This window comes from Aquirufa originis (assembly GCF_042714495.1).
GTDB classification, from domain to species: Bacteria; Bacteroidota; Bacteroidia; order Cytophagales; family Spirosomataceae; genus Aquirufa; species Aquirufa originis.
Genome location: NZ_JBBKXY010000002.1, coordinates 650911 through 664288 on the forward strand (window position 1 = coordinate 650911; position 13378 = coordinate 664288).

The following is a 13378-nucleotide window of genomic DNA, read 5'->3' on the forward strand; positions in this document are numbered from 1 at the left end:
ATAATCTCTACTCTCTAAATATATTTAGTAACCCCCTCCACAAATCCAGGAACCTTTGTCAAATCCGTGCCCCATAAATCTGTATTGGATAACACTTTCTTCAAGTCAAAATCTTTCCAAGCCTCGTAGAAATACGGCGCATAGTCGCATTGGATAGGGTAGGCCTCTCCGTTGCTATCGCCAAAGTATTTTCCATCTTCCACTTTCACCGCATGCATAAATTGCAAGTAAGCCGCGAAGCCCATGCAGAAAAGTTCAGGAGCCTTGCCAAAGTTTTTAGCATAATTAATCAACAATGGCACGTTGCGCATCCGCATTTTCGTCGTGTACTGCACCGTAATGTCGATCAATTTGTGGTTAATGAACGGATTACGGAAACGGTCTAATACCGAACGCCCAAAGCGATCCGCCACCTTGAAATCCATTTTATAAGGGATGCCCAGCGCTAATTCGCTCAGCATTAAGTTCATGATCAGCTTGCTTAAATAGCCGTTTGCCATCACATCCTTTACGAGGCGGAAACCTAGTAAAAAGGACATTCCACATAGCAAAGTGTGTGTTCCATTCAATAAGCGCAATTTCAATTCGCGGTAGATTTCGATATCTTCGGCGATAATTACTCCTTTATCTGCTGGGGCAAAGGAAAGCACCTCTTTTACTTTGGCCCCTCCTTGAATCGCCCACAGGCTATACACCTCCGAAATGATCATCAAAGAATCCTCATAGCCTAATTTCGCACAAATCTCTGCATTCGTCGCCGCATCCGGACTACCGGGTACGATGCGATCCACTAAGGAATTACAGAAGTGATTCGCCGTTTCTAACCAAGAGACAAACTCTGCTGATAGACCGTGGTCCGCAGCTAATTTCAAGACAATGCCTTTCAACACATCTCCGTTGTTGATAATTAATTCCGTAGGGACAATGACCATTCCTGAGGCAGCAGATCCAGCAAAATGCGTGAAACGCGCATGCAAGAACGCCAATAATTTAGCAGGGAAAGAACTAGGGCAACCATTCGCGATTGGATCATTAGCCACATAGGTGATCCCTACTTCTGTCGTGTTCGAAAGGATGATTTGCATCTGCTCGCTCTTCGCGCATTCGATGATTTTATCCCAGTCTTTTGAAGCGGTAATGGTACGAGAGATGGAGGAGTTGATGATATGCTCTTCTTTGGCCACACCCTCATCGATTCCCTTGATGCAATGCGTATACAAACCATCTTGTTCGTCAAAGGCATCTGCGCCTCCTTTAGCCGTCGATTTTACGACCACTACGCGACCCTTGAAAATTCCCGCGCGGTTTGCTTTGTCGATATAAAAATCGCAAAGTCCGCGTTGCAAGACTCCCGTCCCAAATTGTAGGACTTTCTCCGGATACGTAAATATCTCCGGCGATGGAACTTGTAAAGCAATAGAAGATTGAAGTTTGCCTGACTCCAGGAATTTTTTAGATAAGCGCATAGTAATTCTAATTTCCTTTAAAAGGCAAAAATCCCCTCTTTTTACCTGATTTTCAGCTAAAAAAACGGGATTAAATCACCTAAAACGTTTACGCTTCGCCTATGGGGCCGTTATAATTCATCGGGAATTGGAAACCTGCGGCATCCCCTTCTTTCATAATGGGGCCAAAGGCCTCTTCGTACTTCTGAATATTCTCCTGTAGCGCCTGCATTAAGCGGTAAGCGTGGTCTGGAGTCATCACGACTCTCGACTTTACTTTGGCCTTAGGTAGACCAGGAAGGATGCGAATAAAGTCCATCACAAATTCCGATGGGCTATGCGCGATTAACGCTAAGTTCACATAATGGCCCTCCGCCATCTCTTCTGGAAGTTCGATATTGAGTTGATTTTCTTCTGTTGGGTTTTCCATTTTTTCTGTTGGGATAAAAAATAAACCCCCGAACTTAAGAAAAGCCGGGGGTCTATTCAAATGAATCTACAAATTAGTTTGCAGCTTCTACTTTTTCTTTCGCTTCAGCGATTTCAGCAGCTTCCTTCTTCGCTTCGATAGCTTTTAGCTCATCTTTCGATGTCACTAAAATGTCTTTGTAGCGACGAAGACCTGTACCTGCTGGAATCAAGTGACCTACGATAACGTTCTCTTTCAAGCCGTCTAAGGTATCCACTTTCGCGCGAATCGACGCTTCAGAAAGTACTTTCGTAGTTTCCTGGAACGACGCAGCGGAGATGAATGACTCAGTTCCTAACGAAGCTTGCGTGATACCTTGTAAGTTAGAAGAAGAAACGGCTGCTTGCGCATCACGTACCTTCATTAACTTCATATCTCTACGCTTTAACGAAGAGTTCTCATCACGTAAAGCACGAGCAGAAAGAATCATACCTGCTTTGTATTTCTCAGAATCTCCAGCGTCAGTGATCACTTTCTGATCTAAGATCAAGTCGTTCTCGTGACGGAATACGAAACGATCTACGTTTTGACCTTGTAAGAATTGCGTATCACCTGGCTCTAAAATCTGAACTTTTTGCATCATTTGGCGAACGATACACTCGATGTGCTTATCATTGATCTTCACACCTTGTAGACGGTATACGTCTTGGATCTCGTTCACTAAGTATTCTTGTACCGCTGTAGGTCCTTTGATCTTCAAGATATCTGAAGGTGTAATCGCACCATCAGAAAGTGGAGAACCTGCACGCACGAAGTCATTATTTTGTACTAAGATGAATCGTGTCAAAGGTACTAAGTAACGACGCTCAGCTCCTTCTTTCGGTGTCACGATAATCTCACGATTACCACGCTTAATCACACCGTAAGAAATAACGCCATCAATCTCCGTTACTACCGCTGGATTCGATGGGTTACGTGCTTCGAATAATTCCGTTACACGTGGAAGACCTCCCGTAATGTCACGTGTTTTACCTGCCGCACGAGGAATCTTAGCGATAATTTGACCCGCTTTGATTTTATCTCCTTCGTCGATCGCTAAACGCGCACCCACTGGAACGTTATATACTAAATCTTCTTTACCTTTTGCTTTAACTAATACGGATGGGTTCTTTGTCTTATCTTTCGATTCTACAATGACCTTCTCACGCATACCTGTTTGCTCATCCGCTTCTTCTTTGTAGGTATTATTTTCTTCGATTGCTTCGAATTCAATTTTACCTTCAGCTTCAGAAAGGATAACCGCATTGTATGGATCCCAAGCACAGATTTCGTCTCCTTTTTTCACCGCTTGGCCTTCCTTAACGCGTAAGAATGAACCATAAGGAATGTTAGAAGAGATCAAGATTTGTTTGTTCGCTGGGTTCACAATTTGAACCTCACCAGAACGACCCATCACGATTTCTACTGGATTTCCATCTGCATCTGTAGAGCTTACAGAACGAACTTCTTCGAAGTTAATCACCCCGTCAAATTTCGCTTTTACGCTCGCATCTAAAGAAACGTTTTGTGCTGTACCACCCACGTGGAATGTACGTAACGTTAACTGAGTACCTGGCTCACCAATCGATTGAGAGGCAATTACACCTACCGCTTCTCCTAAGTTTACCATCGCAGCTGTCGCTAAGTTACGTCCGTAACATTTCGCACACACACCGCTTAACGTCTCACACGTTAATACCGAACGAATTTCAACTGACTCGATCGCTGTCTCATCGATTTTCGTTGCGATCGCTTCGTTGATTTCATCACCTGAAGCAACGATTAACTCATTTGTGATCGGATCGTACACATCGTGAATAGATACACGACCTAAGATACGCTCAGATAATGGCTCGATGATCTCCTCATTGTCTTTCAATGGGAACACCTCGATACCACGTAACGTACCACAATCTTCTTCATTCACGATAACGTCTTGCGCTACGTCGTGTAAACGACGAGTCAAGTAACCCGCATCGGCTGTTTTCAAGGCAGTATCTGCTAAACCTTTACGCGCACCGTGAGTCGAGATAAAGTACTCTAATACGTCAAGACCTTCTTTAAAGTTAGAAAGGATTGGGTTTTCGATGATTTCACCTACCGAACCTTGTAAGTTCTTCTGAGGCTTAGCCATCAAACCACGCATACCACCTAGTTGACGAATTTGCTCACGAGAACCACGGGCTCCGGAGTGCATCATCATATAGATCGCGTTGAATCCTTGGTTATCCTCTTCCATCTGCTTCATCAATGTCTCGGTAATTTTCGAGTTCACTTTAGTCCAGATGTCAATAACTGCGTTGTAACGCTCGTTATCTGTGATTAAACCCATTAAGTAGTTGTCCCAAACCGCTTGAACATCTTCTTGCGCTTTCTTCACTAATGAAGCTTTCTCCGCCGGAATTTGAACATCGCCAATACCCATCGATAAACCACCGTGGAAGGCTTGTTGGAAACCTAATTCTTTGATATCATCTAAGAATTGCGCTGTACGAGCCATACCACAGATCTTGTGAACGTGTGAGATGATTTGTTGCAATTTCTTCTTAGTCAATAACTCATTAATGTAACCTACGGCTGTAGGAACACATAAGTTGAATAATACACGGCCAGCCACAGTTTCCACCATTTCTTCTACCAATGTACCATCGTCCTTACGAACGGTAGCTTTCACTACAATGTTCGCGTGCTTTGATAATTTCTTCTCGTTCAAGGCGATAACAACCTCCTCAAATCCGTAGAAACGGTGTCCTTCTCCTTCTACCTTGTGATCAGGAGTTGACTTACGGCCTTTAGTTACATAATATAAACCTAACACCATGTCCTGAGATGGTACCGTAATAGGCGCACCATTCGCTGGGTTCAAGATGTTATGAGAGGCAAGCATTAATAATGAGGCTTCCAAAATCGCTTCATGTCCTAGTGGAACGTGAACCGCCATCTGGTCACCATCGAAATCGGCGTTAAAGGCCGTACACGTTAATGGGTGCAATTGGATCGCTTTTCCTTCGATTAATTTCGGTTGGAAAGCTTGAATACCTAAACGGTGAAGGGTAGGAGCACGGTTTAAAAGAACTGGGTGTCCTTTCATTACATTTTCCAAAATATCCCAAACCACTGGATCCTTACGATCAACAATTTTCTTCGCAGACTTAACCGTCTTTACGATACCACGCTCGATCAACTTACGGATAACAAACGGCTTGAATAATTCTGCCGCCATATCCTTCGGAAGACCACACTCGTGCATTTTCAATTCTGGACCTACCACAATAACCGAACGACCTGAATAATCGACACGCTTACCTAATAAGTTTTGACGGAAACGACCTTGCTTACCTTTCAACATATCAGAAAGAGACTTCAAGGCACGGTTACCTTCAGAACGAACCGCATTTACTTTACGTGAGTTGTCAAATAAGCTATCAACAGCTTCTTGCAACATACGTTTTTCGTTACGTAAGATTACCTCTGGCGCTTTGATCTCGATCAAACGCTTCAAACGGTTGTTACGGATAATCACACGACGGTATAGATCATTTAGATCAGATGTCGCAAAACGACCTCCATCTAATGGCACTAATGGACGCAATTCTGGTGGAATTACTGGAACCATTTTGATGATCATCCACTCAGGACGGTTATCGATACGACCGATCGACTCACGGAACGCTTCTACCACTTTCAAACGCTTCAAGGCTTCAGCCTTACGTTGTTGAGAGGATTCAGTATCCGCAGAGTGACGCAAGTCAGCCGATAAGCTGTCTAAGTCAATGCGTGTTAACAACATATTTAACGCGTCAGCACCCATTTTCGCGATGAATTTCTGTGGATCTTCATCAGGTAAATGCTGGTTCTCGCGCGGTAATTTGTCTAAGATATCTAAGTACTCGTCTTCTGTTAAGAAATCAAGGTATTGGCTACCAATCTTTCCTTCTTCCGCGTACATACCTGCTTGAACTACGACGAAACGTTCGTAATAGATTACTTGGTCTAATTTCTTAGTAGATAAACCTAGCATGTAACCGATTTTGTTCGGTAAGCTACGGAAGTACCAGATGTGTGCTACTGGAACCACTAATTCGATGTGGCCCATACGCTCACGACGTACTTTTTTCTCCGTTACTTCTACACCACAGCGATCGCAAATGATGCCTTTGTAACGAATACGCTTGTATTTACCGCAATGGCACTCCCAGTCCTTGGTAGGACCGAAGATACGCTCGCAAAACAAACCGCCCATTTCGGGTTTGTAGGTACGGTAGTTGATGGTTTCCGGTTGCGTTACCTCGCCATTAGACCCCTCTAAGATGGACTCAGGAGAGGCTAGTGAGATGGTTACTTTTTGGAAATCGCTATTCAGCTTTCTAGTCTTTTTAAATGACATTTTCTATGTATTTTATTGGAAAATGAACTCTTTTAATAGGGCCAAAGCCCAATGGTTTACTCGAGGGTGATTTCAAGGGCTAAACCTCTCAATTCGTGAATCAATACGTTGAATGATTCTGGAATGTTAGGCTTAGGCATGTTCTCCCCTTTTACAATAGCTTCGTAAGCTTTTGCGCGACCGATGACATCATCAGACTTCACAGTTAAGATCTCTTGCAAGATATTCGCTGCACCGAAGGCCTCTAATGCCCAAACCTCCATCTCACCAAAACGCTGACCACCAAACTGAGCTTTACCACCCAATGGTTGTTGTGTAATTAATGAGTAAGGTCCGATCGAACGTGCGTGCATCTTATCATCCACTAAGTGACCCAGTTTCAACATATAGATGATACCTACAGTCACCGGTTGATCAAATTTATCACCCGTTAAACCATTGTATAAATACGTACGACCCCAGTCTGGTAAACCTGCTAACGTTAATTCAGCGGCTACCTCTGCTTCAGTTCCACCGTCGAAAATAGGTGTTGCATAACGCTTACCTAATTTTTGTCCAGCCCAACCTAATACGGTCTCGTAAATTTGTCCTAAGTTCATACGAGATGGTACCCCTAGTGGATTCAATACGATATCTACTGGTGTTCCATCTTCTAAGAATGGCATATCTTCTTCACGAACGATACGAGCAACAATACCCTTATTACCGTGACGACCCGCCATCTTATCACCTACTTTTAACTTACGCTTCTTCGCTACATACACCTTCGCTAATTTCACGATACCTGCAGGCAATTCATCACCTACCTCTAACACGAAACGCTCACGCTTAAAGTTTCCAGCGATTTCGTTACGACGAACGTGGAAGCTCTTAATTAACGCTAAGAAAGTCGCGTTAGTCGCTGCATCTGCTGTTGCTTCTTCTACGATCAAATCAGAAAGTAAATTCGCTTCTTCAGGAACGGCATACGTTGACTCATCGCGGTATAAGTTTTTATCTGGGAATAATAATTCTTCGATGTTCTTCGCTGTGAATTTAACCCCTTTCTCTACGATCACTGTGCCAAACTTGTGACGGATACCTCCACATGTTTTGCCAGCTAATAAAGCAACGGTCTTTTCGATCATGATTTTACGAACCTCTAACAGGTCTTTACCGTATTGCTTCATAACCAATTTCAATTCAGCCTTCGACTTATCACGTTGATCCTTATCCTTTTTAGGACGAGCGAACAATTTCGTGTCGATAACCACCCCTTTTAATGATGGTGGCGCTTTCTTCGAAGCATCTTTCACGTCACCTGCTTTGTCACCAAAGATGGCACGTAATAATTTCTCTTCTGGAGTTGGATCAGATTCTCCTTTTGGTGTAATCTTACCAATTAAGATATCTCCTTCTTTCACCTCAGAACCTACGCGAACAACACCGTTCTCGTCTAGGTTACGAACTGTCTCCTCAGAAACGTTCGGGATTTCAGAAGTTAATTCCTCCTCACCACGTTTCGTATCACGTACCTCTAATTCGAATTCCTCAATGTGGATCGAAGTAAAGATATCGTCACGAACCACTTTTTCAGACATCACGATCGCATCCTCAAAGTTGTAACCTTGCCATGGCATGAACGCCACTTTCATGTTACGACCTAAAGCTAGCTCACCTGCTTGAGTTGCATAACCCTCGCAAAGTGCTTGTCCCTTTTCTACTTTTTGTCCTTTAAAGACAATCGGCTTCAAGTTGATCGTTGTATCCTGGTTCGTTCTACGGAACTTGATTAATTTGTATTCTTTTGTAGAACCGTGGAAGCTTACTAATTTTTGCTCCTCTGTTTGATCGTAGTTCACTACAATGCGTAACGCATCTACGTATTCGATCACACCACTTCCTTCAGCAACAACTAAAGTACGAGAGTCAATCGCAACGCGGTGTTCTAAACCTGTACCTACGATAGGTGCTTCTGGGCGTAACAATGGCACCGCTTGGCGCTGCATGTTCGATCCCATCAAGGCACGGTTCGCATCATCATGTTCTAAGAAAGGAATCATAGAAGCCGCAACCGAAACAATTTGGTTAGGCGCTACGTCCATATATTGAGCATCCGCTGGATTCACTAATGGGAAGTCACCTTCGAAACGTGCTTTCACACGGTCAGATAAGAATTTACCCGTTTTGTCAATCTGCGCATTCGCTTGCACGATGTTCATGCCATCTTCTTCTTCTGCCGTTAAATACGAAACAGTCGTAGACGTATCTACTTTTCCTGATTCGATTAGACGGTAAGGAGTTTCGATGAAGCCCATTCCGTTTACTTTCGCGTGAACGCAAAGAGAAGAAATCAAACCGATGTTTGGTCCCTCTGGCGTTTCAATCGTACAAAGACGACCGTAGTGCGTATAGTGAACGTCACGAACCTCGAAACCAGCTCTTTCACGAGAAAGACCGCCTGGCCCTAGGGCAGACATACGACGCTTGTGCGTGATCTCAGCTAATGGATTCGTTTGATCCATAAATTGAGATAGCTGATTTGTTCCAAAGAACGAGTTAATCACAGACGATAACGTACGTGCATTAATCAAGTCTACTGGCTTAAAGTCCTCGTTATCACGAACGTTCATACGTTCTTTGATCGTACGAGCCATACGTGCAAGACCTACACCGAACTGAGCATATAATTGCTCACCCACGGTACGTACACGACGGTTAGACAAGTGGTCAATATCATCGACAACCGCGCGAGAGTTGATCAAACCGATCAAGTACTTCACGATAGAGATGATATCTTCTTTTGTCAATACCTTAATATCCATTGGGATATCATGGCCTAATTTTTTATTGATACGGTAACGACCTACTTCGCCTAAATCATAACGCTTGTCTGAGAAGAACAAGTTTTGGATGATATCACGTGCTGTTTGCTCATCAGGAGCATCCGTGTTACGTAATTGCTTGTAGATAACTTCTACCGCCTCTTTCTCCGAGTTCGAAGTATCTTTTTGTAACGTATTGTAGATAATGTTGTAATCAGATACGTTCACATCGTCTTTGTGCAAGATGATCGTGCTTGATCCTGATTCCAAAATCGTCTCAATCTCGTTCTCTGTAATAACCGTATCACGCTCGATCAAGATTTCGTTACGGTCGATAGAAACTACCTCACCTGTATCTTCATCTACGAAGTCTTCTTGCCACGTTTTCAAAACCCTCGCAGCTAAGCGACGACCTACCGTTGACTTCAAAGTCTTCTTGTCTACCTTTAATTCTTCAGCTAGGCCAAATAAATCAAGGATATCCTTGTCATTACCATATCCGATCGCACGAAGCAATACAGTTACTGGGAATTTCTTTTTACGGTCGATGTACGCGTACATCACATTGTTAACGTCCGTTGCAAATTCAATCCAAGAACCCTTGAATGGAATGATACGAGCCGAATACAATTTAGTTCCATTCGTATGCTTCGATTGCGCGAAGAATACACCTGGCGAACGGTGCAACTGAGAAACGATGACACGCTCAGCACCGTTGATCACGAATGATCCACGTTCTGTCATGTACGGAATGTTTCCTAAGAATACTTCTTGTTCGATGGTTTGGAAATCTTCGTTGTCTGTATCATTACAGATCAAACGCAATTTCGCTTTTAAAGGTACTGAATACGTTAAACCGCGGTCGATACACTCATCTACCGAATATTTCGGCGGATCTACAGAGTAGTCAACGAACGACAAAACGAAATTTTCCCGCGAATCCGCGATTGGAAAATTCTCAGCAAACACTTTAAATAAACCTTCGTCAGTACGATTCTCAGCAGCTGTCTCTAGCTGGAAAAAATCCTGAAAGGATTGGATTTGGATATCCAGAAAATCTGGATAATCGATCACAGACTGCGTTTTCGCAAAGCTGTGTCTTCCTGTGGCAGTGATGTTACTCAAGGCTTTATACGTTTTAAATTAAATGAAAAATGGCCCTATGGGCACAATTTAAAGCTGAAATGCCTCGTAGATGAAAAAATGATCTCCCTTTGCGCTTCCCCTACGATAAAGGAATTGTGTTTCAGAAATCATTTCTTTTTGGATAGGCCCGAAGGCTTGTACCCTAAAATAGCCTGCAAAGGTACTGATAATTTTCTGAGATACAAGGGGGTTGTGAGATTTTTGTTTGAGATTGCCGAAAGTAGAGTAGAGATAATAGAGTATAGAGCATAGATGGCCCAAATCTCTACTCTCTTATCTCTACTCTATGCTCTATACTCTATAATCTCCCATTTTGATGAAAAATAAGATCCACTACTACCTCCGCTTCGTCCTCGCCTACACCCACGATGAGATCAAAGGGATTATTGTGCTTTTCGGAATGATGGGGATTTATGTATGCTATTATATAGGAAGCGAGTACTATAAGAAGGAGCAGGAAAGGTTGGAATTTAATCCAGAGGTTTGGGAGGCGAATTATCAGGAGATTAGGCCGAAGTCCGTAGGGAGAGAGTCCGGAGGAAAAGAGTCCGGAGGTTTTAAGTCCGGAGGTCGGGGGAAGGGTTGGGTTGACTATGGAAGCTATAAGTCCGGAGGAAAAGAATCCGGAGGTTTTAAGTCAGGAGGCCACAGGAGGCAGGCAGCCATCGACATCAATACCGCGGATTCGGCGGCATGGGTGGCCTTGAATGGGATAGGACCGGGGTTTGCGAAACGGATCATTACCTATAGAGAGAAGTTGGGTGGGTTTTACCAGGTGGATCAATTGAAGGAGGTGTATGGTTTGGACTCGATTTGGGTCAAAGAAAATAAGGCTATACTAAAGGTAGGGGCGGGGGTGTATCGGTTTCTGAAGATTAACCAGGTGGAATGGAAGGATTTCAGGCACCCGTATTTGCCTTATGGGCAGTCGAAGGTGGTTTTGGCATTCAGAAAACAACATGGACCATTGAAGGATTTTGAAACCTTGCAGCAAATTCAATTGCTAGATCAGGTGGCGTGGAGGCGGTTGAAACCTTACCTGAGCTTTGTGGTTCTTGATAATAAGTAGAAAACCCGTAATTTAGCATCCTATTTATTACACATCAACGAAACAATATGTCCTCAGGAGTTTTTCAAGTGCCTACACCTGTGAATGAGCCTATTTTGCAATATAGCGCAAATTCAGCGGAGAGATCCAAATTAAAGCAAGCCCTTTCGGATTTGCGGAATCAGCAAATTGACGTGCAGATGCGCATCGCAGGTCGTTCTGTGATGGGCGCCAAAAAAGTCGCCATGACTTGCCCCCACGATCACCAACACGTGTTAGGTCACTATTATGAAGGAGGAAAAGCGGAAGTGGCGCAGGCTATTGACGCGGCTCTAGCGGCCAGATCCGCTTGGGCATCGATGCCTTGGGAAGATCGCACGGCGATCTTTTTGAAAGCGGCAGATCTTTCGGCGACTAAATATAGAATGCAATTGAATGCGCGCACGATGTTAGGTCAATCGAAGAATGCCTACCAGGCGGAAATCGATGCGGCGTGTGAGTGGATTGATTTCTTACGTTTTAACGTGCATTACGCACAACAGATTTATAGCGAACAACCGATTTCGTCGCCTGGCGTTTGGAACCGTTTGGAATACCGTCCTTTAGAGGGCTTCGTTTACGCCCTGACTCCCTTTAACTTCACGGCGATTGCGGGTAATTTGCCGGCGGCACCAGCCTTGATGGGGAATACGGTCGTTTGGAAGCCATCGCCTACGCAGGTGTATTCGGCGGGATTATTGATGGAGATTCTAGAGGAGGCAGGTTTGCCAGCAGGCGTAATCAACTTAGTATTAGCGGATGGCCCGGAAGCAGGGGAGGTAGTATTCTCTCACCGCGACTTTGCGGGGATTCACTTTACGGGATCGACCGGCGTGTTTCAGACGATTTGGAAGAATATAGGCCAAAACATCGCCAACTACAAGTCCTATCCACGCATCGTGGGAGAAACCGGCGGAAAGGACTTCGTGGTAGCTCATTCCTCTGCTGACGCTAAAGCTTTAACTACCGGTTTAATCCGTGGCGCCTTCGAATACCAAGGCCAAAAATGCTCCGCAGCCTCTCGCGCCTACATCCCGGCTTCTTTATGGCCAGCGGTGGAAGCACAATTGAAGGCAGATTTAGCCGCTATCAAAATGGGCGGAACAGAAGATTTTGAAAACTTTGTGAACGCGGTCATCGACGCCAAAGCTTTCGCGAAAATCACCTCTTATATAAGTGAAGCAAAAAAATCCCCAGAAGTAAGTGTTATTTCAGGCGGAAACTTCGACGATTCGAAAGGCTATTTCGTAGAGCCTACCGTCTTATTGACGACTAATCCGACCTACCGCACGATGGTGGAGGAGATCTTTGGCCCTGTATTAACCATCTATGTATATAATGACGCAGATTGGAAAGAGACATTAGCCTTAGTAGACTCGACGTCAGCGTATGCCTTAACAGGTGCGATTTTCGCGCAAGACAAATATGCGATGCTAGAAGCGATGAAAGTACTAGAAAACGCCGCAGGTAACTTATACTTGAATGATAAGTGTACGGGAGCCGTGGTGGGCCAGCAGCCTTTTGGCGGAGCACGCGCCTCTGGAACGAATGACAAGGCGGGTTCTTATTTGAATCTATTGCGTTGGGTTTCCCCACGTACCGTGAAAGAAGTCTTCGTTTCACCTACGGATTTCCGTTATCCATTCTTAGAAAAGTAATAATCCTTTTATTGCCAAAAAAAGGCCAAAACCTCGCAGAATTAATTTTTGCGAGGTTTTTTTATTTTTTATTTAAATTTTTTCTCTTTGATTTTCAGTGTTTTAGCACATTCTCATTAAAAAGTTTCGAGTGCAGACTTGCGTTTAAAAAAATAATCCTACATCTTTGCACTCCCAATCGCTAGGAACAAAAGGTTTCTAGATCTAGACCGAGAGTGAATCAGGTGATTAAGTTCACGACAAGGCGGGTTGCTTTGTTTGGTTTATTGGAGGTACAAGAGTTCTTTGACGTGTTGATAGAAATAAAGAAGAGATACTGTGTTTAAATCACAGTGTCGAAATAGTAGCATTCAAGACAAGGATAATGACAATTTTCTTATATTAATAAGAGCAGTCAAACATC

6 protein-coding genes are annotated in these 13378 nt (G+C 43.8%); 2 read left to right on the top strand and 4 right to left on the bottom strand.

Annotation, left to right across the window (positions count from 1 at the left end; translation table 11 throughout):
* Positions 1-14: 14 nt before the first annotated feature.
* The 4 genes from SKC35_RS08260 to rpoB all read right to left on the bottom strand — a co-directional run bounded on the left by SKC35_RS08260 (position 15) and on the right by rpoB (position 10209).
* A complete protein-coding gene (locus SKC35_RS08260; RefSeq protein WP_377978935.1) occupies positions 15-1466 on the bottom strand; it encodes a tagaturonate reductase in 1452 nt (483 codons plus the stop codon).
* A gap of 88 nt (positions 1467-1554) precedes the next feature.
* Positions 1555-1875 carry a DUF3467 domain-containing protein gene (locus tag SKC35_RS08265; protein ID WP_130895864.1) on the bottom strand — a complete coding sequence of 107 codons (321 nt, stop codon included), beginning with the start codon at positions 1873-1875 and terminating at the stop codon, positions 1555-1557.
* A gap of 73 nt (positions 1876-1948) precedes the next feature.
* Positions 1949-6280, bottom strand: coding sequence for a DNA-directed RNA polymerase subunit beta' (gene rpoC / locus SKC35_RS08270; RefSeq protein WP_377978936.1), 4332 nt, complete (start codon positions 6278-6280; stop codon positions 1949-1951).
* Positions 6281-6336: 56 nt separating this feature from the next.
* Positions 6337-10209: a DNA-directed RNA polymerase subunit beta gene (rpoB, locus tag SKC35_RS08275; protein WP_377978937.1), complete on the bottom strand. Its 3873-nt coding sequence runs from the start codon at positions 10207-10209 to the stop codon at positions 6337-6339.
* 337 nt (positions 10210-10546) lie between these two features.
* Here rpoB and SKC35_RS08280 point away from each other — a divergent pair, with 337 nt between their 5' ends.
* Both SKC35_RS08280 and pruA read left to right on the top strand, forming a co-directional pair.
* On the top strand, positions 10547-11299 hold the full coding sequence (locus SKC35_RS08280) for a helix-hairpin-helix domain-containing protein (RefSeq protein ID WP_377978938.1): 753 nt from the start codon (positions 10547-10549) through the stop codon (positions 11297-11299).
* Between the two features lie 47 nt (positions 11300-11346).
* The gene (gene pruA, locus SKC35_RS08285; protein WP_377978939.1) at positions 11347-12975 is read left to right on the top strand and encodes an L-glutamate gamma-semialdehyde dehydrogenase; all 1629 of its coding nucleotides are present in this window, start codon (positions 11347-11349) and stop codon (positions 12973-12975) included.
* The last annotated feature ends 403 nt before the right edge of the window (positions 12976-13378 follow it).

Excerpts from the sequence above, each read along its gene's own strand:
- SKC35_RS08260 (WP_377978935.1), bottom strand. The coding sequence starts at position 1,466 with ATGCGCTTATCTAAAAAATTCCTGGAGTCAGGCAAACTTCAATCTTCT.
- SKC35_RS08265 (WP_130895864.1), bottom strand. The coding sequence starts at position 1,875 with ATGGAAAACCCAACAGAAGAAAATCAACTCAATATCGAACTTCCAGAA.
- rpoC (WP_377978936.1), bottom strand. The coding sequence starts at position 6,280 with ATGTCATTTAAAAAGACTAGAAAGCTGAATAGCGATTTCCAAAAAGTA.
- SKC35_RS08280 (WP_377978938.1), top strand. The coding sequence starts at position 10,547 with ATGAAAAATAAGATCCACTACTACCTCCGCTTCGTCCTCGCCTACACC.
- pruA (WP_377978939.1), top strand. The coding sequence starts at position 11,347 with ATGTCCTCAGGAGTTTTTCAAGTGCCTACACCTGTGAATGAGCCTATT.